The organism is Streptomyces sp. NPDC048671, from assembly GCF_055587045.1.
Genome location: NZ_JBVJHB010000005.1, coordinates 112,548 through 134,102, shown reverse-complemented (window position 1 = coordinate 134,102; position 21,555 = coordinate 112,548). Strand labels below are relative to the sequence as shown.

The following is a 21,555-nucleotide window of genomic DNA, read 5'->3' as shown; positions in this document are numbered from 1 at the left end:
TCCTCACCCGGAGAGCGCGGAGCGACGGACCTTCCCGGAGGTCGTCCGGGGCAGGCGCGGGGTGAACTCGACCGATCGGGGGCACAGCTCCGGTGCGAGCCGATCCGAGCAGTGGTGCAGCAGCGCTTGTGCCGAGACGTCGTCCGCGTGCCTGCCGGGGACGAGTTCGACGACGGCGTGCGGTGTGAACCCACCCACTCGGTGGGGTCTGGGGATCACCGCGGCCTCGGCCACGGCGGGATGGGATTTCAGGACTGCTTCCAGTTCGTAGGGGGAGATGCGGTGGTCGAAGGACTTGAACACGTCGTCGGTGCGGCCCAGGATGCGGAAGTAGCCGCCGGCGTCACAGGTGGCGAGGTCCCCTGTGCGGTAGATCCCCTCCGCCGAGGCCGGTTTCAGGGTTCCGGACTCGTCCAGGTACCCGGCCATGAGACCGGCCGGGCGCCCGCCTTCGAGGTCGACGCAGATCTCACCCTGGCCGGGGCCGGGACTCCCGTCCGGGGCCCTCAGGACGATGCGGTATCCCGGCAGCACCCTGCCCAGGCGGCCGGGCCTGCGGGGCAGGCCGGGACTGGTGCCGATCATCGCGGTCGCCTCGCTCTGTCCGTACCCGTCCCTGAGCGTGACCCCCCATGCCGCGGCGACCTCTTCGACGATCTGCTCCGTCAGGGGTTCCCCGGCACTGGTGGCTTCGCGCAGCGCGGGTCGAGCGGTGCCGAGGTGCGGTCGCACCGCCTGCCATGTACTGGCCGGCGCGCAGACGGAGGTGACTCCGTGGTCCTTCAGCAGGCCGGGCAGGGTGCCGGGATCGAGCGGGCCGGGTGGTGTGGCCACGATGGTCGCCTCGGCGTTCCAGGGTACGAACAGGCTGCTCCAGGAGTGCTTGGCCCAGCCCGGGGCCGAGATGTTGAGATGGCGGTCCCCGGGCCGCAGGCCGTTCCAGTACAGGCTCGACAGGTGGCCGATGGGGTAACTGCTGTGGGTGTGGGCGACCAGCTTGGGCGCCGAGGTGGTGCCCGACGTGAAGTAGCAGAAGGCGACGTCATCGGCGCCTGTCGGAGCTTGCGGGAGGAAGCGGGGTTCGTGCGAGAGCCGGTCCCGATAGGAGGACCAGCCTTCGGTGCTTCCGGGGACGGCGGCGCGCAGCCCGCTGACCGGTCCGGTGATCAGGTGTGTCAGATCGTCACGGCAGATGACGTGCCGGATACGTCCCCGGCGCAGGCGGTCGGCCGCCTCCGCCGCCGTGAGGCTGGTGTACGTGGGGACGACCACGGCGCCGATCTTCAGGCAGGCGAGGAGGACCTCCCACAGTTCCCGCTGTTGCGCGAGCACCACCATCACGTGGTCGCCCCGTCGCACTCCGGCCGCGAGCAACCAGTTGGCGGTGCGGTCCGACTCGGCCGAGAGCTGCGCGAAGCTCAGGGTTTCGCCGGCGCCGCCGTCCTGGAGCAGTTGCAGAGCGGGCCGGTCGTTATCGCGAGCGATGACGTCGAACCATTCCAGGGCCCAGTTGAAGAACTCGGGCCGGGGCCAGCTGAAGAGCGCGGAGGCCGCTTCGTGGTCGTCGCGAAGGTCGAGGAGCAGGTCGCGCGAGCGCAGGAAGTCGCCGTGTGCGGCCGTGTGCCGGTACTGCCAGTAGTCCGCGGGCGGTTCACTCATGAGCCGGCCCCCGTCCGCAGGGACAGCCGTGCGGGTGCGAGGGTGACGAGATCCCCGGCGATGGCGTCGGCGTCAGCCATGAACTCTCCCCATGCACCGGGTCTGCTGCTGCCCACCTGAGTGAACCAGCGCGTGTGTTCGGTCGGGATGCCGAGGGCGTACAGATCCGTCACGGGCTGACCATGGGTGTCGATGGGGTGGAACGGCGCCTTGGTGACGGCCATCCCGCCCGTGTCGAACACCGCGTCGTCGTCAACGTTCGCGTAGCTGGTGACCGTGCCCTGGAGCAGTAGGTCCCGAATGAGGGTGGACGTGTCCGCACGGACGTCGGGGGTGGGGATCCGGGCGTCCATGACCGCGTCCAGGTGCGCGGGTTCCTGGCTGACGTACGGCGAATGGGCGGTGAAACACCCCCGCTCGGGATCGGCGGCGAACTGGACACCGGGGCCGATGAGTTCAAGCACCCCGGCCTCCATCAGGGCCAGCACCTGGCGGAGCCTGATCGCCGGCGGGCCCGCGGCCAGGTGGGAACTGATGGGCGCGAAGGAACCCAGGAAGTCCTCTTCGTGGGAGCGGGCGGTGAGCCCGGACAGGTCGACCGCGGCCCGGATGGTGGAGCGGACATCGCGCAGGGTGTCCAGAGCGGCCTTGACCGGGCCGTGCGCGTTCCCCTTCTCCGCTTCCAGGAGGTCGAGGCGGATGACACCTGCGACAGCGCGCTGGTAGGCGTCCCGGTCCGCGAACCGCTCCCGCACAAAGGGCCTGGCCCACTGGCGCAGATCGACGGGAGGCATTCCCTGGACACCGAAGCGGGCGGCCTGCTGGACCACGGCGAGATCCGGCGCGGAGTCGTCACGGGCTGCCCGCACCGCCTGATCGACGAACAGTTCACAGATCCGCTCGCCCCGGCGCGCGCGGATCTCCGTGGCGTAGTAGACGAGTGTGACCTCGGCCAGCAGCCACGGAAGAACCTGCCGGTCGAAGTCCAGCTTGCCGCGGGACCGCAGCCCTTCGATGCGTTCCCTGGTGAAGATGCGGGCCTGATAGGAGTGATCGGCCGTCTTCTGGTTGCGCCCTCGGGCCGGCAGCGGGACGCCGCTGCGTGAGCCGGCGATCAGCCGTGGTTCCCGGCCGCTGGGGACGTAGCGCAGCTCGCCGCGTTCGGTGACGTAGCGGCCGCCGCGCCCTTCCGTGAGGAGACTCATGACGTCGTAGAACGCCAGGCCGAGCCCGAGGACTCCCACACGGCTTCCGGGCGCCAGTCCGGCCAGCGGCATATCGGCCGCGGAGTCGCCGCGTACGTAGTGCACGCGAGGACGCTCCGCCGCGAAGTCGGACAGCGTCTGCTGGTCCGGGAGCATCGCCGTCACCGGGTGCCCGGTGGCCAGCACCACCCGGTCGGCCTCGATCGTCCGTCCCTTGTCCAGAGTCAGCGTCCATCCGGCGCCCACGCCGGTGCGTCGCATCCGGTGCACCCGCCCGCGCACGCGGTGGAGCCGAACGCGGTCCGGCAAGCCGCTCTCGACAGCGTCGAGGACGAAGCTCAGGTACCGGCCGTAGGTGCCACGCGGCGCATAGGCGTAAGGATCGCCCTCCGCGGGTGAATCCCTGACCCACCACTGGGCCAGTGAGGGGCCCGCTCCGGGACGCGCCGGGCCGTCGTCCTGCGGTCCGGAGAACATGGTGACCTCACCGGCCGGCGTGTTCATGAGCAGCCACTGAGGCTGGTCGGGCCGCCAGATCCGGCCGGGACCCGGTTCCGACGCGTCGATCGCGTACAGCTCCACCGGCTCCGAACCGGAGTCCTGGGCGAGGCGGGCCGCCGTGCGCTCAAGCACCGCCAGTCCGCGCGGCCCGACACCGACGACCGCCACCCGGTGCGGACCCTGAGCGGTTTCGACGGCCTTCGGCTCGCAGCCGGAGTCGAGGCCGAGCCGATCCTGCTGGTCCGCGGTGAAGTTCAGCATGCCCAGGAGTTCCGCGGACCGGAGGCGGCCGCGTGGGCGACTCGCCCGGGAGAGGGGCAGCCGACCGGTCTGCGCCCACCCCAGACGGCCGTCGTCGTCTACGGCGCCTTGAGTGAGTCCCCGGTTGTCGGCGTGCAGGCAGTAGGGCACGTCCAGGGTTCCTTCGCGGAACGCGGAGAGCAGGCCCGCGCCGATGTCGCCATGCTGCAGGACCGCTCCCATCAGGGCACGTGACTCGGCGATGATCTCGCCGGCGTCGACCTGATGCGCCCAGGGAAGGTCGCTGCCGGCTCGGGCCCACTGTGCCCGAGCATCCGATTCCCGCAACGCCGTGAGGTTCTCCCCCACGGTGGGAATCCGGTGCGCCTCGGCGACGGTTTTGACGATCAGCCGTTCGGCACCGCCACGGACCGCGATCTCAGCGCTGCTGTTCAGCAGCGTCTGCGCACCAGCGGCGGTACGGGGGAAGACACCCATGTACGTGTACAGAACGATGTGGCGTTCCACCCACGTGGGAAGGAACTCGTCCGCCAGGATCCGCAGGGCTGCCAGCGCCTCGATGTCCTGGATCGCGTGAGTCTGCTGGGCATAACTCAACGACACGCTCTCGACACCCTGCTGGGCGAAGAACAGTGCCTCCAGCACGCTCATCGCCACCAGCATGGAAGGCGGGCAGAGCTGACCGAGCAGGCACCCGCCGAAGGTCTCCAGATGCGCGCGCGTTCCCCCGGCCCGGCATTCGCCGGCGAGCAGTGCGCTCGCGTCGCGCCACGCGGCGACGGATTCGGCCAGTGGCACGCGTCCGTAGGGCAGGCAGTAGGAAACCGGGCCGCCTTCACTCGCCGACAGACCCGCGGCGGCCATCGTGGCGAAGATGGCCGCCGGAGCGGCCGAGCCGTGGCGCACCTGAACAGGAACTCTTCCCGCTGCCACGGCGGCGACTTCCGCGGTCACCTCAGCACCATGCGCGACCAGGGGAAAGCCGTTGAGCGGTTGGGATGTGCTCAGTGCGCTTCGGGCACCGTCGTGGTCCCCCACCCGGGTGTAGCTGTCGAGAGTGATCGTGGCGACCGTGCGCGGCCCTGCCGCAGCGACCGCTGCGACACCGGCCGCCATCTCCCGCTGTGTCGCCATCCCCATGCGCGGCTGCACGACGAGCCTGCCTGTGCGAGCGGACTCCCGCACGTACTCCCCGAAGTCCTGCGAGCGGACGACCGTCATGACGAAGCAGCTCCTTCGAGGGCCGCCGCACGCAGCAGCGATCCCGTGTCCGAGCTGCTTTCGAGCTGGCTGAGGTAGGAGGTCAGCGCCTCGGGGCCGGCATCGGTGAAGACCGCGTCGAATCCAGCCTCGATCAGCGAACTGGAATGTAATTGGTTCTCATCACCCAGGATTCCCAGCTTCCCCCCGATGATCGCCGGTATGTCGCAACCGACGGAGTCGGCGCGCAGGGCCCGCGCCATCCGGCTTCCGTCGAGGAAACCGTGACCATTCACCGAACTCACCACAATCGCATCCGGCCGGTGACTCCGTACGGACTCCAGGAACAGCGAATCCGGAACGCACGGGCCGATATTTATCACCTCGTTCCCGTGCTCCTCAAGGAAAAGCTGAAGGAATACCAGGTTCCAGGTGTGCGAGTCGGAGGAGACGGTGGACAGAAGTATTCGACGTTTCCGCTGTTTGAGCTGTTTGAGCTGTTCGGGCTGTTCGGGCTGTTTCATTTCGGGGTTCCCCGTTCATCCGGAGTGCGGCTTCGTTGGCGGAGGCGGGGGCGCGCACCCATTGGTTCCACTGAGTGCGCGCCCGCAAGACACCGCGTCAGGCCGACTGCCGGTTACGGGATCCGAGCCGCGACTCAGCGATTTCGCCCTCGAGCGCGTCCCGGGCGGCGGCCGGTCGCGTCCTGACGGCGAGGACGGTGCAGCCTTGCTCGCTGGACATCTGGTGACGCGTTCCCGGACCCTCCACGATCAGGTCGCCCTGGCTGAACGTCCGGCCGTCACTGTGGTCCAGGGCCCCTTCCAGGACGAGCATCAACTCGTAGCCGAGGTGCTCGTGGAAGTCCCCGTGGGCGCCGGCGGGGAAACGCAGGAGCAGGCCGACCGACCGCTCTTCCTCGTTGTCGGGAGTCCACAACGGGTAGTGTTCGACTCCCGCGCGGCCCGGCTCGACCCACGGAACCCACTTGAGGTCGGTCAATTCGAAACCGCTTCGGAACACATTTGAAATTACTTCGATTTCAGACATAAATCCCCCCCAGGGAATTATCGAATCAGAAGTGGAGCTGGAACACGTAACGAGCGAGCCAATCGGAAGACCGACCCGCACCCAACCAATGCGGCACTACCTGTGAATGGACACGGAGCAACAGGAGGGCGGCGCACTGCGCCGGATCGACGAATCTACGCCAATACCCCTTCGAGGAAGAACACAGTCCCAAATATTCCTAACGGGCATGGCGTTAGCCGTCACGCGAGAGACTACCTCAGAAATCAGCCAGAGGAACCCCTATCTTTCGATACGAGATCGCGAAAGGCGGAGATGGACACACACGGGCGTACGACGATCGAAATCAGGCCATCAGAACCATTGGCGGTAGAATTCACCAGTTCCTGGCACTATGCGGGAAACACCCTTATTGACGAGTTCAGCACGGTTGAGAGCATGGCGAACTGGATCGTGACGTACCGGGACCGCCTGGGCATGCCTCCCGACGGCCCGGTCATGGCCGATCACTCGGATATGGAAAGGGCGATCGAAGCGCGCGAAGCCGTCAGGGAGCTGCTGGACTCCGTCGTCGACGAGAGCCGGCCAGGGGCGGCGGCGTTGCGCCTCATCAACAAGGAAGCTCACCGCATCCACGTCGCGACACTCGCCTGGACACCCAACGGCCCGCATCTGCGCTGGCCGCCCGGGACGTCCACCGCGGATCAGCTCGTCTCGCAGGTGTGCGCCTCGGCGGTACGGGTCCTCAGCTCTCCACGCCGGCACCTGCTGCGCCGATGCCCCGCACCCCGCTGCGTGCTGTTCTTCTCGGCCCTGCGTACTGGGCAGATGTGGTGCAGCCAGGCATGCGGCAACCGCGCTCGTGTGGCTCGCCACAGCGCCCGTAGCCACTAGCCAGTAGTCAGTGGCCGGTAGTCAGTGGCCGGTGGCTTTCCGCCGAGAATCCGCCTCGACGCCGGACGTCTACCTCACGGCACCGCCCGACCGGATCGGAGCCGTCTCCGGCCTCGTCCTGGATGGCTGGGTGGCGGCCCCGCAGACCGACAACACCACGCAGATCCACGCACGCGTCACCCCGAGTACGGCGACATCGTTGTCCGCGAGATCCGCGTCGGCACGGGCTCCATCACTGATCTCTTCGAGCGACTGCGCGACTGCGCGACCGCGCGACCGCGGGCATCGACACGCTGATCCTGGCCGGGACCAGCACCAGCGGCGTCGTTGGCCGCTCGCCGGTAGGCCGTGACACACTCCTGCCTCGAACGCAGGGGCCCATCGATCCCCGCGACTTGGGGATTGGACGACTGTGAGCAGAATGAAGTGGGCTGCCCTGCCGATAGCGGTCATCGCGCTCGGGGTCACGGGCTGCGGCACGAGCGACGCCGGCACCGGAGCGGCCGCCGCTTCGGTGCCGGCATCGCCCCGGCCCAAGGGCACTGGTCCCCTCACGGAGAAGGTCGTGCGCACGGACCTCGACACCTCGACCGCGAACGCGGGCGTTCCGGCGAACGCACCGGACTACGCCCGCTCTGCCGAAGAACGGTCGGACGGCTCGCCGGCATCGTGCGCCGTCACGTTCAAGGGCTTCGGTACGGAGACCACGCGTGTCGACCTCAGCCGCTTGGAGGGCGTGGTCAGCGAGCTGCGCAAGCGCGACTGGCAGCAGTCCCGGAAACGGGAGGAGCGCAAGCAAGCAGACGACATCGTCGAGGCCCGGGTGGTTCTGAAGCAGCGCGGCTGGACCCTGACAGCGACGTACCAGGACTTCGCGGAGAAAGGCGTGATCACCCTGTGGGCCGCCGAGGACGCGTGCATGAAGAAGATCGGCGCCGACACGGATCTGCTCGGCTGACCGGCGCCCTCGCGCGCGGGGAAGGCGGGCACCACGTCAGTGGCGGGCGTTGTCGACCGTGACCGCGCGCAGCAGTCCGACGCGCAGGGCCAGGAACCCGGTGTGCCCCGTCCGGTCCGCATGCTCGGCGCACCACAGGTGCCGTACGGCAACGTCCTGCGACACGGTGGGCTCCGGGCCCTCGCCACACGTGGTGCACTCCGTTTCATGTACCGCCGGGCTGCCGGACGCGTCCTCGACGAGCACCTGGCCCGGCGGCGCCGACGGCTCGGGCGCCGGCACGGTGACCAGCTGACCGGCGGGCACCCGCAGCGGACGGCCCCCTCCGGCGAAGGTCAGCACGACCGCCATGCCGCCGGTCGCGTACCGGTCCAGCCGCACGGCACACACCTCACGCCACTCCCCCTGTACGCGTACGAGATCGCCGCGCCTCATGCGTACCGCGCACCGGAGCTGTTCAGACGGCATCCACCACACCCCCGTCCCCCAGGGGAAGCGCGCACTCCGCCCAGACGACCTTCCCCGGCCCGTTGCGGTCGGCGCTTCCCCACCGGTCCGCGAGCGCGGCCACGAGGAACAGCCCGCGCCCGTCATCGGCGTCCAGCGCGGGTTCGCGGCCGACCGGGCGGACGGACGAGGCGTCGTGCACCTCGATCCGCACCCTGTCCGGCAGCCGGACGAAGCGGGTCTCGATCTCCCGCCCCGGCGAGACCCGGGCGTGCCGTCCGGCATTGGTGAGCAACTCCGACAGGACGAGCAACGCGGTGTCGGTGACCGGAACCAGCGCCCAGCCGGAGAGCGCCGTACGCAGTTCAGCGCGCGCCCGGCCGACCTGACGAGGATGCCGGCTCCACCGCCGCACCACCTGATCCGGCGTCACCACTTCACCGCCACACCGTGGATGAGTCCCGGCCTTGCGTCGACGCCTTGAGTAGCCAGCCACAACACGGTTCGGTGCGCACGCCGTTGCCGGTTCGCGGCGCGCTCCCAGCGGGCCCATGCGGCGGGCGAGTACGGGCCGGGTGCGGCGGCCAGCCGCGCGTCCGCCAGGGCGATGGCCCCGGACCGGGGCTTGACCGGGAAGGGCGGTGGGAGGGGGCGGAGTTGAAGGGACGACTTCATGGACCGCAGCAGCGGACCAAACAGCCAGTCGATAACATGCTTCATGTCGACGCTCCTGTAGGGCGTGGGCCACGCCCCCGGACCGGTGCAGGTCGCGGGGGTTTTTTGCATGGACGAATACGCACGCTGCGCAACCAAGCTGTCGCGGTGTGCTACGGATTCAGGATGCCCTGGAATCCGTTCTCATCGCAACCGAATCAATAGGAAACTGTTCCAAGATCTTTTTGGGCCACTAATCTTGGCCCGTCACCATTCACAAAGGGGGCTACGCATGGTCGATTCCCGGCCTTCTGTACGACGACGAAGGCTCGCCACGACACTCGTCCAACTCCGGGAAGCAGCCGGAAGGTCACCGGAAGAGGCCGCCGACCGCATCGGATGCCACCGTTCGAAGATCAGCCGCATCGAGAACGCCCACCTCGGCATCTCTCTCGGTGAACTACGCGACCTGCTCACGTTCTACGGGGTTCAGGACGATGTACTCATCGAGGACCTGGTCACTCTTGCCCGACGCCGCAACGAACGGGGGTGGACACGAAACCTGGGCACGACTCTGCCTTCGTACGCGGATCACATCGACTACGAGCAGACGTCGGACTACATCCGGTCCTTTCAACCGCTGCTCGTTGCGGGGCTGTTCCAGACTCCGGACTACGCAAGGGCCCTGTACCGAGCCAACCCTGAGATGCTCAGCTCCGAGCGAGTGGACGAACTCGTCGGCATGCGGATGCAACGACAGGAAGTGCTCGCGTACGAACGGGCGCCGCGCATCTGTGTCATCGAGGGTGAGGCGGCCTTGCGCAGCGAGGTGGGTGGCGCTTCCGTGATGCGACCGCAACTCGACCAGCTACTGGCACTGGGCGATCGACCGAACATCGAGATCCAGGTCATGCCCTTCAGCGCGGGAGCCCACGCCGGGCTGGTCGGGGCATTCGTCGTGTTCGGCTTCCCCACCCCCACCTTCTCGGATGTCGTGTGCGTTGAGCACGTCACCGGAACGCTGCACTTGGAGACACCCGACGAAACGGACCGTTATACGCTCGCGTTTGACTCGTTGAGATCGGCGGCTTTGAGCCCCGTGGACAGCCGTGACCTCATCCACCGGATCAGACTCAAGCTGTAGCCGACAGAAAGAGGTATCCACCATGCTCGCTCCCGAACTCGCCAGTGCCGTCTGGCGCAAGAGCAGCTACAGCGGCGGCGGATCGTCGGGCGGCGACTGCATAGAGGTCGCGGGCCTCACCACCCGCACCGCCGTCCGCGACAGCAAGAACCCCACCGGCCCCACCCTCATCCTCGGCAACCGGGCCTGGGCCGCCTTCGTCGCGGAGGCCAAGCAGCGTCCCTGAGCACGCGACAACCACCACAACCGCGAACGGGCGGCCCGGAAGAATCCGGCCCGCCCGTCTCGTACTCCGGCATCGCTCAGAGGTTGCCGCGCACCCGGCTCCCGTGCCCGTGCCCGGAGTCAAATCCGTGAATTGCGCAGCGACTGCCACACGGCGCCGGCCAGCGCCCGCGTCGACTGTGGGACCGACAGATGCTCGTGCTCGCGGTACAAGTTCCAGTTGTACGGGACGAGCGACAGCTTGTTGGACGACAGCGATCCCGCCTGGTGGGCCCTGTACACCGCAAGCGGCTCGGCAAGGCCGCGGGCGTCAGCGCCGTCCCGCATGATCGACAGCCACAGGGCGTAGTCCTGGCGCTTGCGCATCTCCGGCATCAGCCTCGTGCCCAGGACATTGCGGTCGTACATGGCGGTGAGAGCACCGATGTGGTCCTGGACCAGCATCGCGCGGTAGTCCACGTGCGCCCGCGCACGGACCACCCGCCCGTTCGGAACCCAGTCGGTGCTCTCGCCGTCGTAGGCGGCGTCCATCTTGAAGTACGAGGTGAACGTCAAAGGCGCAGTCGACTCGACAGCGAAGGCGAGCTGCTTCTCGGTCTTCTCCGGCAGCCACATGTCGTCGCTGTCGAGGAAGGCGATGTAGTCCCCGCGAGATCGCTCGATCGCGAGGTTGCGGGCCCGGCCCGCACCACCCCGCTCGGGCGCCGACTCCGGCAGGACGCGCTTGTCCTGCGCGGCAAACTGGCGGAGCAGGTCCATGGAGCCATCGGAGGACTGGTCGTCGGTGACCAGCAGTTCCAGATCGCTATGGGTCTGTGTGAGCACTGACCGGACCGCTGCGCTCAACGTCGCGGCCGAGTTGTACACAGGCATCACGACAGACACCAGGGGCACAGCGCATCTCCTTGCCGGATCAGGAACGACGGTCCATTCAAGCACCGCAGTCGAGCAGGAGCTGACATGCAGGAAGCCGTCGCCGGTGAGGCTATGCAGGCCCCCCTTGCTCGTCGGCCCGTCGAGGACGTCGAAGACGGACTCGTATCCGCCGTGTCGCTGTACGCGATGGATGTGACGAACGGCCGTCGAGCGGGGCATTCTGAGCGGCATGGATCTCCAGCCGGGCGAGCGCGCCTCGGAGGCGTTCCAGCAGTCACTGACCGCCCAGGAGATTGGGGAGATCTGCCGCCGGGCCTTCGGACCTGCGGCCGTGCCCGCCTCTGCAGTCGAGCTGAGCACAGGGATGTACAACAACGTCTACCGTGTGACCCTGACCGGGCGGGCGGAGCCGGTGATCCTGCGGGTCGCGCCGGAGGAAGCCCGCCAGTTCCGCAGCGAGCGCCACCTGATGCGGAACGAGTACGCGAGCCAGCCCTGGCTGACGGTGATCGCGCCACTGATGCCGCAGGTGCTCGCCGCGGACTGGTCACACGAGGTGATCGGCAGGGACTGGATGATCCAGACCTGTCTGGACGGCGTCCCGGCGCCGGAGCAGTTGGGAGCGTATCCGCGTACGGAGTGGCCGGCGTTCTTCCGGCAGATGGGTGCCATCGCCCGTTCCGTGCACGACGTGCGCGGCCCGTACTTCGGCCCCGTCGACGGTCCGGAGCACGGAACGTGGAGCGAGGCGGTGCTCACGTCGCTGGAGGAGATCGCCGCAGACCTGGACGGTGCCGGTCTTGACACGGGCGACGTACGGAAGGTCGCCGCGATGGCCTCGCGCGGCTGGGCCGCGCTCGACGAGGTCACGGAACCAAGGCTGCTGACCTGCGATCTGTGGACAGTTCACTAGGCAAGTGCCTCGTCGGAATTGGAGTTGTCGGGTTCTGGGCAGCCGCTGTCAGCTGTGCGCCAGCGACTCGACAGAGGTTGGCCGGACAGGTTCCGGGGTGAGACGGACTGTGGTGGTCGCGAGGACTCGTGATGCCAGGGTCTGCAGCGCGGTGCCAAAGGACGAGGCGGTGGCGTCGTTGTGTGCTGTGAGCGTCAGGGTCCGGCGAGTGGAGCAGGAGACTCCGGGCGTGACTTGGGTAGCTGGGTGGTACCCGGCCTGTTCAAGGAGCCATCCGGCGCTCGCACGCAGGCGCCCGTTCTGGTCGCGGTACACCGGGCCGTCGGCGGCCCGTACCGTTGCCGCCTGGGCCCGGGTGATGGGTGGATTGAGGAAGACGGAACCGACCTGGCGGGCGTCCGGTCCACGAGATGGCAGGCAGAGACCGCGGTTGCGGCGGTCGTTGAGTACACCCTGGGCCGCTTCGGCGAGCGGTGGCCGGGCGCCGAGGGGAACCGCCAAGGCTTCCGCGAGGTGCGGATAGGCGACCGACGCGGCGTACGGGCTGAGGGTGAGCCGTAAGACGATGTCGAGGATCGTCCACCGGCCGGGTTGGGTCTTGAAGGCGCTGGTGCGGTAGCCGAATTCGCAGCCGGCGGTTCGTAGTTCGACGGTGCGGCTGAGGTGCCAGTCGTAGGCGGTGATGCGGGTGAGGGTGTCGGATATCTGCTGGCTGTAGGCGCCGGTGTTCCGGACCGGGGCGGCGCCGACGGTGCCCGGGATGCCGCCGAGGTACTCGATGCCGGACAGTCCTTCGGCGACAGTGAACGCGACGAGCGCGGAAAGCGGTTCGCCGGCCTGGGTGACGACCTCCACGAGGCCGTCACCGAGCGGACGTACGATGATGCCGCGCGTGGCCATGCGGATCACCGTCCCCGGGTATCCGGCGTCGGCGGCCAGTGTGTTGCTGCCGCCGCCGAGCACGAACGGTGCCGCCCGCTCGCCCCGCACGGAGTGGGCGAGGCTGGGCCAGTCGGCGGGGTCGGTGTGGGTGAGGAACCGGTCGGCGGGGCCGCCGAGGTGGAGAGTGGTGTGGTCGGCCAGTAGCTCACCCATGGGGTGCCTCCGTACGTCAGGTGGCGGAGATCGTCTTGAGTGCGAGGGCCCGCAGCGGGGCGATCTTGGTGCGGGCGTTGCCGTGGTAGACGGCGTTGGTGCAGATCACCAGGTAGCGACCGGTCTCCGGTGCGAGGTAGAGGCTCGTGCCGGTGAAGCCGTGGTGGTACGCGACCTGGCCGCCGGCGGCGAGGACCCATGACAGGCCCCGGTCGAGGCCCGGTTCGATCTGAGCCTGGGGGATGAGGCTGGCGTGCAGCCACTCGCCCAGTCCGTGGTCGTCGCCGTCCGCGTGCGCGGTCAGGAGCCGCTGGGCGTATACGGCGAGGTCGCCCGGGGTGGAGAAGACGCCTGCGTGTCCGGCGATGCCGCCGAGTAGGCCGGCGTTGTCGTCGTGCGGGGTTCCCCAGATCCGTGGGGCGCCGGGGATTCGCTGCTCGGTCGGGGCGACCTGGTGGGTGCGGGCGACGGGACCGTACACGGTGGCGTTCATCCCGAGCGTCCTCCACAGGGCTCCGCCGAGCTGGTCGAGTGGGAGGTCGTTGATGTGGGCGAGGGCGAGGCCGAGCAGGATGTAGCCGCGGTTGATGTACCGGTGCCGGCCGGGAGCGTCTTCCAGCGGTTCGCGGCAGAGAAGTTCGTGGAGCGGCAGGTCGGCGCCGCGGTAGTGGTCGAGGCGGGTGGAGGCCCGTAGCCCCGAGGTGTGGGCGATCAGCTGGCGGACGGTTGCCTCGCCGCTGGGGGTCTCGCTGTTCATCGGCGGCAGGAAGTCGCGGATCGGGGCGTCGAGGTCGAGCAGCCCGGCATCCAGAGCCTGCCCAAGGAGGGGCCAGGTGGCGACGACCTTCGTCAGGGAGGCGATGTCGTAGGCGGTGTCCCGGTCGGGTTCGATGTCGCCGCACTCGGGGGCCACCTTGCCGACACTGAGGAACTGGGGGTTGGCGCCGGTGGTTCCGTAAGCGATGGCACCGCCCGGGGTCGCGCCGTCGGTGACGACCTGGTCGAAGGTGTCCCACAGGCGGGTGGTGTCATCGGCGGTGAACGGGACGGGCATCAGGAGCCTCCGGGGATGGTGGTGATCTCGGCTCCCAGCGTGGCGAGATTGGGCAGCAGGTGACCGTAGCCGCGCCGGAGATGGAACATTCCTCGGATCGTAGAGGTGCCGTCGGCTGCGAGAGCGGCGATCAGCAGCGCGGTCACCGCACGAATATCTGCGGCCTCGACCTGGGTGCCACGGAGTCGTGCGGTCCCGCGGACGCGGATCATGGAGCCGGTGGCGGTGATGTCGCCGCCGAGCGCGCGCAGCCCCTGGACGTGGGTGTCACGGCGGGGGTAGACGCGTTCGCCGATGAGCGAGGTGCCGTCGGCCTGCGTAAGCATCGCGGCCAGTTGGGGTGCGGTGTCGGTAGGCAGCCCCGGGTGCGGGCCGGTCACTGCCTCAATGGCCCGCAGCGGCCCGTGCAGTTGCGTACGCATGCCACCGCTCGGGGTGTCGGTCAGGGTGATGCCGGCTTCTGAGAGAGCGCGGGTGAGATTTTCGGGGAAGTCGGTGGTGGTGATGTTGTCGAGGTGGACGGTGCCGCCGGTCGCGGCTGCGGCCATGACCATGGTGGCCGCCTCGATCCGGTCCCCGGCCACCGCGAACGTGCCGCCGGCGATCCAGTCGCCGCCGGACACGTGCAAGCCCTCGTGGTCGAAGTGGACGAGGACGCCCCGGTCGGCGAGGAAGCGGGCGGTCTCGGTGACCTCCGGCTCGATGGACGGGTGGGTGATCAGGCTGGTGCCGTGGGCGCGGGCGGCCAGCAGTATCGCGGACACCGTCGCTCCGAGGCTCGGCCCGTACGGCGTGTTCACGTCCACCGTGAACGCCCTCACCCCGCGGGCACCGCACAGGGCGCGGATGCCGGTGTCGCCCACGATGACTTCGGCGCCGGCGGCCTGCATCGCCGCGAGGTGCCGGTCGATGAGCCTCGGACAGAACGCGTCGCCGCCGGGACAGGGGAAGGCCACCTGTCCGGTCCGGGCCAGCACCGCGGCGGCCAGCACAGCGGTCGTACGGACCCGATGGCCGAGCCCGGGATGGATGACCGGGCACATATCACTCGGCGAGGACACCATGAAGCGGCCATCGTCGTATGTGACTTGGGCTCCGGTGCGGCGCAGGATTTGCGCGCACACTCCGGTGTCGATGATGTCCGGCGCGCCCGTCAGGACGACCGGGACGTCGGCCAGGAGGGCGGCGGCGTAGAGGTGGAGGGCGATGTTCTTGCTGCCTTGCACCGGGATCCGGCCGGACAGCAGGTGCCCGCCGGTGACCTGCACGAGGGTGGTATCCATGGCGTCGTGGGTGGGTGCGGTGGTCATGGCTGTCACCGGACCCGGGAGCCGGCGGGCAGGAAGCCGCCGATGTGGTCACGGGGGTAGACCACTGTGCCGGGCCCGATCAGAGTGCCCGGCGAGAGCACGGTTCCGGCGGGCAGGGCCACCTCGTCGCCGATGACGGCGCCGAACTTCGTCTGGCCGGTGGGAATGCGCTGCCCGTCGAGGTTGACGGTGATCTCCTCCAGCGCCGGTTCAGCAATGGGGCCGCGGTCGCACCGTAGTCCGGTGGTGGAGCAGAACGAGCCGATGTTGACACGACGTCCGATCACGGAGTCGCCGATGAAGCAGGGGTGCTTCGTGAAGACGTGCTCGGCCAGCAGGCTGCGGGTGATTTCCGCGCCGAACCCGATTCGGCAGCCTGGGCCGATCACGCTGTGGTCGCGGACCAGTGCGCCGGCCGCCACGACGGCGCTGGTGCAGATCAGGACCGGCCCGATCACCTGGGCGCCCGCCTCGATCCGGGCCCCGGTCTGGACGATCACTTCCCCCTGGAGCAGGGCGCCGTCCTCGACGACGCCCTGGCCGTCGCGCAGGTGCTCGCCGCCTTGGTCGAGGTCGGAGGCCATGGCGGCCTTGATGTCGAAGACGGTTGCGCACCCGGCCAACAGGGCGTTGACGTACGGGCCGAGGCCCTCGGAGCGAATGTAGTAGGCGGGGGTGAGACGGGCATCGGCGGCGAGCGCGGTGGGCTGGATGGGATTCGCGGACTGCATCAGGACCTCCCGGAATCGGGGCGGCCTCTGTCAGCGGGCCGCTCGTTCTCGAAGGTCGCCGCGATTGGCCCGCTGGCGGGAGGGGCGCTGTCCTGCCCTGCAAAGCCGTTTGCATCTCATGCAAACGACCTGTTGGCCGCGCTGTCCCAGGACTACGGTTGAAGCGGCGCAGCCTCGGCTATCGGCGGGAACGAGGTACTGATGCGGTTAGCGAAGCATGAGCGGCCCTTGGGGCCGATGTGAAGCCTGGGGAGCTGATACGGCAGACCCGGCAGGCAAAGGGCCTCACGCTCGCCGAACTGGGGAAGTTGACCGGATACTCCGGGGCCCAGGTTTCCCGGTATGAGCGGGGCATCTCCCCGATGACCGACGTCGATGTGCTGCGGTGCTTCGCCGACTCCCTTGAACTCCCGCACCAGGCATTCGGCCTGGCCCCGCTCATGCCGCGACCGGAGATCCGACACGGTCAACCGATCGGCGCAACTGCTGCCTTCCCCCGCATGCCCGCCCATAGGCTGGGTAGACCCGGATCGGAGGGCGGTGAAGATCCTTTGCAGCGACGGGAGTTGCTTGCGGGCCTGGCGGCCACCGCCGCCGCAGCGGCCGCAACCCCAGTGCTTGGGAGCGGAACCGCACAGGCAGATGAAGCCCTCCTCGGCGAGCTGCTCGTCGCCCGCTTGCGGGACGCAATGCTCGGCCTGGGCAAGGCCCCTGCCGCACCACCGGCCGACACCCTCGCCACCGACTTCACTCGCGCGCTCGCCGACTTCGACGCCTGCCGTTACGCCTCCCTCGCCGTGCGCCTGCCCCGCCTCATCCGCGCCGGCCACGCACACACACCTGGCGGCACCGAGGACGACTACAAGCTCCTGGCCATGAGCTACCTGCTGGCCACCCGCATGCTCGTCAAACTGGACGAGCAGCAGCTGGGCTGGATGGCCGCCGACCGGGCCCGCCAGTTCGCCGAGGCCGCCGGCGACGTCCTCGCGGTCGCCGAGTCAGCCCGCCAACTCGCCGTCCTCGCCCGCAAGGCCGGATGGCACGGGGAGGCCCTGTCGATCGCGCTGTCCGCCGCCGACCACCCCGACCTGCGCGACGCCGGACGAGCCGGTGCCGCAGTACGCGGTCTCCTTGTCCAGAGTGCGGCCTACACCGTGGCCAGGCGGGGCGACCGCGACGGAATGCGGGAGCTGACCGACGAGGCCGCGGCCATCGCCAAGGAACTCGGCGGCGCCACCCTGGTCCGCGACCACGGCGGTGGCTTCAGCCCTCTCACCGTGCAGCTCCACCGCATCTCCGCCGAGAACTACGCCGGAGATCCACTGGCCGCGCTCGCCGCCGCCCGCTCCATCTCCCTCAGGGCACTGCCCAGTGTCGAGCGCCGCTCCCGGGCACTGAGCGACGTTGCCGTCACCTACGACCGGCTCGGCCGCCGCAGCGACTGCATCCGCACCCTCCTGGCCGCCGAGCACTGCGCTCCCCAGGAGACCCACGCCCGCCCGGCGACCAAGTCGCTCATCTCCAGCCTCCTGGTGTCCGGACCCACCTCAACGGAGCTACGCGGTCTCGCGGTACGCAGCGGCGTCCTCGCATAGAACGAGGGGCCGGGTAACCCCCGGGGCATCTCATCGGGGAGGCAGTCAGGCTACGGCGGAGAGAACCTGTGCCATCGACTCGTAGCTGTCTCTTACGCCCTCGCTGTTGCCGAGGCGGTGACACTCCAGGCGGATGGCGCCGAGATGCCCGGCCTCGTAGATCTGCCGCCGCCACCCAGCGTCCTCGGACTCGTCCAAGGACCCGTAGGTGTCCCAGAAAGCCCGTCGCTCATCGGACTTGGCCATGACCATACGGATGGTCCAGTCGGCCGCCGGGTCGCCCCACAGAGTGCGGTCAAAGTCGTACACGCCGCTGAGTGTGGGTACGGGGGCCACGGCATCAAGAAGACAGTCAATTGTCCAGTAAATCGCCTGAAAGTAGCCGAGGTTCTGAAATCTCGTCGAATGCGGTGCGGTGCTCGTCAACAAGGCCGGCGGCCTTGCGCAGGTCTGCGGCGTCCAGCCCGGCGGCATCGAGGTCGGTGGCGATGTCAGCGAAGCTCGCGGCGAGCGCGTCACCCCACGAGGCATGTCCGGGCCCGGAGGTCACCGTCGATAAGACCACGCCGATCACCCTCACCGAGCACGACGACCACACCTGGGCCGACCGGACCCAACTCCCCGGGGTCAGCGACGCCGTACGGGAACTGATCACCCGCTGACCGCCCGGCCACCGATCACGCGCCACGACAGCGAACTCATCACCCAGGCCCGCGCCGCCGGGTACGACGCCCTCCGCGTCGCCGCGATCGTCGTCCGCACCGGCCACCCGCTCACGCTCCGACGCGTTGCGACCGGCTGACGCAACGGCCGCTGACCAGCCGTGGGTGTTCCGGGCGACCCCATCGCCCGGAACACCCACGCTGCCGCACCAGCGACACGTTCACCTGGTGATCTCGGCCAGTTCATCGATCCGCGTCAGCTTCCACGGGTTCCGCACCACGTAGATCCGGGTGATCCGCCCGTCCTCCACCACGAGGCTCACCGCGGAGGGTTCGCCGTCGAACTCGATCCGGCCCGCGAGTGCGCCGTTGAGCCACACGGTCGTCGTCCTGAGCACGGCCACCTTCTGGTTCACGCCCGCGAGCAACCGCGCCACCACATCGGCCCCCTGGATCGGAGCCATCGCGGCGGGCACGATCCCGCCACCGTCGGCGATCATGACCACGTCCGGCGCCATCACCTCCAGCAACTCCTGCAACTGCCCCGTCCGCAGCGCGAGCAGGAACCGCTCCACCACAGCCCGCTGCTCCGACCGTCCCACTCGCACCCGCGGTCGCCGGGCCGCCACGTGGTCGCGGGCCCGGCGCGCGATCTGCCGCACCGCGGCCGCGGATTTGCCGACGGCCTCGGCGATCTCGCCGTACGGCATCTCGAAGACCTCGCGGAGCACGAACACCGCGCGCTCGGTCGGCCCGAGCGTTTCGAGGACTGTCAGCATCGCGATCGAGACGCTCTCCGCGAGTTCGACGTCCTCCGCGACATCCGGGCTGGTCAGCAGCGGTTCCGGCAGCCACTCGCCCACGTAGTCCTCACGGCTGCGCGACAGGGCTCGCAGGCGGTTGAGCGCTTGCCTCGTGACGGTGCGGACGAGGTACGCCCGCGGCTCGCGCACCTGCGACCGGTCGACATCGGCCCACCGCAGCCAGGACTCCTGCAGCACGTCCTCCGCGTCGGCCGCCGACCCGAGCATCTCGTAGGCGACGGTGAACAGGAGGCCGCGGTGGGTGACGAACGGATCCTCTGCCGTCATGACGTCGACGCTGCGCCGGAGTTCCGAGGGCGCGCGGCTAGGGGGACCTCGCAGGCGTCGGAGAGGCCCTGCGACGAGATCCCGTTCGCGTTGTTGTTCCTGGTCGCCATGTTCACGAAGGCGATGTACGCGGTGAGTTCGACCATCGCCGCCGCGCCGAGCCGGTCGAGCAGGCTCGCGTGCAGTTCGTCGGTGACGGTCGGGGGCGTGTTCGTCATGGCCTCGGCGTACTCCAGGACGTCCCGCTCCAAAGGCGTGAACACCTCCGACTCCCGCCAGCGCGGCACCTGGCTCGCCTTGGTCAGGTCCAGGTTCTGATTCTGTGCCTGGAAGTAGCCGACGTCGAGACACCAGGCGCAGCCGACCTGCGACGCGACGGCCATGTGCGCGAACGACTTGAGGCTCGCGTCGGCCGCTTTCCACTCGCCCAGCCTGGCCGAGAACTCCAGGTTGGACATGGCGACCTCGGGGTTGTGCCACACCACTTCGACGGGCTCGGCCACGACGCCGAGCTGCTTGATCATGTTCTCGCTCATCTCGGTGCTGAGCTCGGCCTTCGGAACGCGGGGCGCCATGGTGTTCTCCTCAGTCGATTCGCCTGTCCGGCTGTTCGGCATGAAGACACCGCCGGGTCCGCGGATGTGACACCCACCGTCGCGCGCTTGTCGCCGGCACGTCAGTGCCCGGCATCCCGCACGGCCGGGAACTGGCGCGGCAGCCGCCACAACCGCGACGGGCGGGCCGGAAGATCCGGCCCGCCCGCCTTCGTACCCACACACCCCTCAGAGGTTGCCGCGGCGCTCCTGCTCGCGCTCGATCGCCTCGAACAGGGCCTTGAAGTTGCCCTTGCCGAAGCCCATCGAGCCGTGGCGCTCGATCATCTCGAAGAACACTGTCGGCCGGTCCTGGACCGGCTTGGTGAAGATCTGGAGCAGGTAGCCGTCCTCGTCGCGGTCCACGAGGATCTTCTGCTCGCGCAGGGTCTCCACCGGTACCCGGGTCTCGCCCGCCCACTCGCCCAGCGTGTCGTAGTACGAGTCCGGGGTGTCCAGGAACTGGACGCCGGCCGCGCGCATCGCGCGCACCGAGGCGACGATGTCGTTCGTGGCGAGCGCGATGTGCTGGACGCCCGCGCTGCCGTAGAACTCCAGGTACTCGTCGATCTGGGACTTCTTCTTGGCGACGGCCGGCTCGTTGATCGGGAACTTGACCTTCAGGGTGCCGTCCGCGACCACCTTGGACATGAGCGCGGAGTACTCGGTGGCGATGTCGTCGCCCACGAACTCCTTCATGTTGGTGAAGCCCATGACCTTGTTGTAGAAGCCGACCCACTCGTTCATCCGGCCGAGCTCGACGTTGCCGACGCAGTGGTCGATGGCCTGGAAGGTCCGCTTGGCGGGCGTCTCGACGATCGGTGCGGCCTCGGCGTAGCCGGGGAGGTAGGGGCCGTCGTAGCCGGTGCGCTCGACGAGGGTGTGGCGGGTCGTGCCGTACGTGGCGATGGCGGCCAGGACGACGGTGCCGTGCTCGTCCTTCATCTCGTGCGGCTCGGTGAGGCCGAGGGCGCCGTGCTCGACCGCGTAGGCGTACGCGGCGCGCGCGTCCGGGACCTCGATGGCCAGGTCGACGACGCCGTCGCCGTGCTCGGCGACGTGGTCGGCGAGGAAGCGGCCGTGGTCCGTGGACGCCTTGATGACGGAGGTGAGGACGAAGCGGGCGGAGCCGTTGGTCAGGACGTAACTGGCCGTCTCGCGGCTGCCGTTCTCCGGTCCGGAGTAGGCGACCAGCTTCATGCCGAAGGCGGTCGAGTAGTAGTGCGCGGCCTGCTTGGCGTTGCCGACGGCGAAGACGACGGCGTCCATTCCCTTGACCGGGAAGGGGTCGGCCTGCCGTGCACTGTCGGGGGTGCTGTGCGTCGTCTCAGTCATGTCCGAAGGTTCTCGCCGCTTTGCAAGATGCGCAACAGTTCGCGGAATCGCTGGGCAGTCTGTGCAGTGGATGACCATGATGGGCGGGCGATCTGTACATGCTGACCATCACAGGACTTCCCG

General features: G+C 68.9%; 23 protein-coding genes and 1 pseudogene. 7 read left to right on the top strand and 17 right to left on the bottom strand.

Annotated features, from left to right (window positions below; genetic code table 11):
• Window positions 1–3: 3 nt before the first annotated feature.
• The 4 genes from ACZ6S6_RS11655 to ACZ6S6_RS11640 all read right to left on the bottom strand — a co-directional run bounded on the left by ACZ6S6_RS11655 (window position 4) and on the right by ACZ6S6_RS11640 (window position 5,876).
• Complete coding sequence (locus ACZ6S6_RS11655; RefSeq protein ID WP_469705143.1) at window positions 4–1,659, bottom strand: AMP-binding protein; 1,656 nt, start codon at window positions 1,657–1,659, stop codon at window positions 4–6.
• Entirely contained in the window at window positions 1,656–4,847 is a 3,192-nt protein-coding gene (locus ACZ6S6_RS11650; protein ID WP_469705141.1) for an FAD/NAD(P)-binding protein, read from the bottom strand. The genes ACZ6S6_RS11655 and ACZ6S6_RS11650 overlap by 4 nt, the downstream gene beginning before the upstream one ends.
• Window positions 4,844–5,350, bottom strand: coding sequence for a cobalamin B12-binding domain-containing protein (locus tag ACZ6S6_RS11645; protein WP_362966613.1), 507 nt, complete (start codon window positions 5,348–5,350; stop codon window positions 4,844–4,846). Before ACZ6S6_RS11645 ends, ACZ6S6_RS11650 begins: the two co-directional genes overlap by 4 nt.
• A gap of 97 nt (window positions 5,351–5,447) precedes the next feature.
• Window positions 5,448–5,876 (bottom strand): cupin domain-containing protein, encoded by a 429-nt coding sequence (locus ACZ6S6_RS11640; protein ID WP_362966611.1) that lies wholly within the window; start codon window positions 5,874–5,876, stop codon window positions 5,448–5,450.
• Between the two features lie 294 nt (window positions 5,877–6,170).
• On the opposite strand from ACZ6S6_RS11640, the gene ACZ6S6_RS11635 reads away from it, so the two are divergent.
• Both ACZ6S6_RS11635 and ACZ6S6_RS11630 read left to right on the top strand, forming a co-directional pair.
• Window positions 6,171–6,749: a CGNR zinc finger domain-containing protein gene (locus ACZ6S6_RS11635; RefSeq protein WP_362966609.1), complete on the top strand. Its 579-nt coding sequence runs from the start codon at window positions 6,171–6,173 to the stop codon at window positions 6,747–6,749.
• Between the two features lie 421 nt (window positions 6,750–7,170).
• On the top strand, window positions 7,171–7,707 hold the full coding sequence (locus tag ACZ6S6_RS11630) for a hypothetical protein (protein WP_469705137.1): 537 nt from the start codon (window positions 7,171–7,173) through the stop codon (window positions 7,705–7,707).
• 36 nt (window positions 7,708–7,743) lie between these two features.
• Here the strand turns inward: ACZ6S6_RS11630 and ACZ6S6_RS11625 are convergent, their stop codons facing one another.
• Genes ACZ6S6_RS11625 through ACZ6S6_RS11615 form a run of 3 tightly spaced genes read right to left on the bottom strand, consistent with a single transcriptional unit; the run spans window position 7,744 to window position 8,874 of the window.
• Window positions 7,744–8,175: a DUF7848 domain-containing protein gene (locus ACZ6S6_RS11625; protein WP_362966604.1), complete on the bottom strand. Its 432-nt coding sequence runs from the start codon at window positions 8,173–8,175 to the stop codon at window positions 7,744–7,746.
• Entirely contained in the window at window positions 8,165–8,587 is a 423-nt protein-coding gene (locus ACZ6S6_RS11620) for an ATP-binding protein (protein ID WP_469705135.1), read from the bottom strand. The genes ACZ6S6_RS11625 and ACZ6S6_RS11620 overlap by 11 nt, the downstream gene beginning before the upstream one ends.
• Window positions 8,584–8,874 carry a hypothetical protein gene (locus ACZ6S6_RS11615; RefSeq protein WP_362966600.1) on the bottom strand — a complete coding sequence of 97 codons (291 nt, stop codon included), beginning with the start codon at window positions 8,872–8,874 and terminating at the stop codon, window positions 8,584–8,586. The genes ACZ6S6_RS11620 and ACZ6S6_RS11615 overlap by 4 nt, the downstream gene beginning before the upstream one ends.
• 226 nt (window positions 8,875–9,100) lie before the next feature.
• On the opposite strand from ACZ6S6_RS11615, the gene ACZ6S6_RS11610 reads away from it, so the two are divergent.
• Window positions 9,101–9,952 carry a helix-turn-helix domain-containing protein gene (locus tag ACZ6S6_RS11610; protein ID WP_362966598.1) on the top strand — a complete coding sequence of 284 codons (852 nt, stop codon included), beginning with the start codon at window positions 9,101–9,103 and terminating at the stop codon, window positions 9,950–9,952.
• Between the two features lie 22 nt (window positions 9,953–9,974).
• Complete coding sequence (locus tag ACZ6S6_RS11605) at window positions 9,975–10,178, top strand: DUF397 domain-containing protein (protein WP_469705133.1); 204 nt, start codon at window positions 9,975–9,977, stop codon at window positions 10,176–10,178.
• Between the two features lie 119 nt (window positions 10,179–10,297).
• On the opposite strand, the gene ACZ6S6_RS11600 is transcribed toward ACZ6S6_RS11605, so the two are convergent.
• Entirely contained in the window at window positions 10,298–11,071 is a 774-nt protein-coding gene (locus ACZ6S6_RS11600) for a glycosyltransferase family 2 protein (RefSeq protein ID WP_469705131.1), read from the bottom strand.
• A 211-nt stretch (window positions 11,072–11,282) separates the two neighbouring features.
• Between ACZ6S6_RS11600 and ACZ6S6_RS11595 the strand changes: the two genes are divergently transcribed.
• Complete coding sequence (locus ACZ6S6_RS11595) at window positions 11,283–11,966, top strand: phosphotransferase family protein (protein ID WP_469705129.1); 684 nt, start codon at window positions 11,283–11,285, stop codon at window positions 11,964–11,966.
• Between the two features lie 48 nt (window positions 11,967–12,014).
• On the opposite strand, the gene ACZ6S6_RS11590 is transcribed toward ACZ6S6_RS11595, so the two are convergent.
• Genes ACZ6S6_RS11590 through ACZ6S6_RS11575 form a run of 4 tightly spaced genes read right to left on the bottom strand, consistent with a single transcriptional unit; the run spans window position 12,015 to window position 16,156 of the window.
• On the bottom strand, window positions 12,015–13,061 hold the full coding sequence (locus ACZ6S6_RS11590) for a UDP-N-acetylmuramate dehydrogenase (protein ID WP_469705126.1): 1,047 nt from the start codon (window positions 13,059–13,061) through the stop codon (window positions 12,015–12,017).
• A 16-nt stretch (window positions 13,062–13,077) separates the two neighbouring features.
• Window positions 13,078–14,115 (bottom strand): serine hydrolase domain-containing protein, encoded by a 1,038-nt coding sequence (locus ACZ6S6_RS11585; RefSeq protein WP_469705124.1) that lies wholly within the window; start codon window positions 14,113–14,115, stop codon window positions 13,078–13,080.
• Window positions 14,115–15,425, bottom strand: a complete 1,311-nt coding sequence (locus ACZ6S6_RS11580; protein ID WP_362966588.1) for a UDP-N-acetylglucosamine 1-carboxyvinyltransferase — start codon at window positions 15,423–15,425, stop codon at window positions 14,115–14,117. The genes ACZ6S6_RS11585 and ACZ6S6_RS11580 overlap by 1 nt, the downstream gene beginning before the upstream one ends.
• A 5-nt stretch (window positions 15,426–15,430) precedes the next feature.
• Window positions 15,431–16,156 carry an LbetaH domain-containing protein gene (locus ACZ6S6_RS11575; protein WP_469705121.1) on the bottom strand — a complete coding sequence of 242 codons (726 nt, stop codon included), beginning with the start codon at window positions 16,154–16,156 and terminating at the stop codon, window positions 15,431–15,433.
• Between the two features lie 239 nt (window positions 16,157–16,395).
• On the opposite strand from ACZ6S6_RS11575, the pseudogene ACZ6S6_RS11570 reads away from it, so the two are divergent.
• A pseudogene (locus ACZ6S6_RS11570) lies at window positions 16,396–16,554 on the top strand (helix-turn-helix domain-containing protein); the annotation flags it as partial.
• Between the two features lie 216 nt (window positions 16,555–16,770).
• A complete protein-coding gene (locus ACZ6S6_RS11565) occupies window positions 16,771–17,751 on the top strand; it encodes an XRE family transcriptional regulator (protein WP_469705590.1) in 981 nt (326 codons plus the stop codon).
• A gap of 45 nt (window positions 17,752–17,796) precedes the next feature.
• On the opposite strand, the gene ACZ6S6_RS11560 is transcribed toward ACZ6S6_RS11565, so the two are convergent.
• From ACZ6S6_RS11560 to hppD, 5 genes are all read right to left on the bottom strand, one after another.
• Window positions 17,797–18,060: a hypothetical protein gene (locus ACZ6S6_RS11560; RefSeq protein WP_469705119.1), complete on the bottom strand. Its 264-nt coding sequence runs from the start codon at window positions 18,058–18,060 to the stop codon at window positions 17,797–17,799.
• 43 nt (window positions 18,061–18,103) lie between these two features.
• Window positions 18,104–18,520, bottom strand: a complete 417-nt coding sequence (locus ACZ6S6_RS11555) for a hypothetical protein (protein ID WP_469705117.1) — start codon at window positions 18,518–18,520, stop codon at window positions 18,104–18,106.
• A gap of 114 nt (window positions 18,521–18,634) precedes the next feature.
• On the bottom strand, window positions 18,635–19,504 hold the full coding sequence (locus ACZ6S6_RS11550) for an RNA polymerase sigma-70 factor (protein ID WP_469705115.1): 870 nt from the start codon (window positions 19,502–19,504) through the stop codon (window positions 18,635–18,637).
• A complete protein-coding gene (locus ACZ6S6_RS11545; RefSeq protein ID WP_469705112.1) occupies window positions 19,501–20,079 on the bottom strand; it encodes a carboxymuconolactone decarboxylase family protein in 579 nt (192 codons plus the stop codon). The genes ACZ6S6_RS11550 and ACZ6S6_RS11545 overlap by 4 nt, the downstream gene beginning before the upstream one ends.
• Window positions 20,080–20,286: 207 nt before the next feature.
• Window positions 20,287–21,432 (bottom strand): 4-hydroxyphenylpyruvate dioxygenase, encoded by a 1,146-nt coding sequence (gene hppD, locus ACZ6S6_RS11540; RefSeq protein WP_362966576.1) that lies wholly within the window; start codon window positions 21,430–21,432, stop codon window positions 20,287–20,289.
• Between the last annotated feature and the right edge of the window lie 123 nt (window positions 21,433–21,555).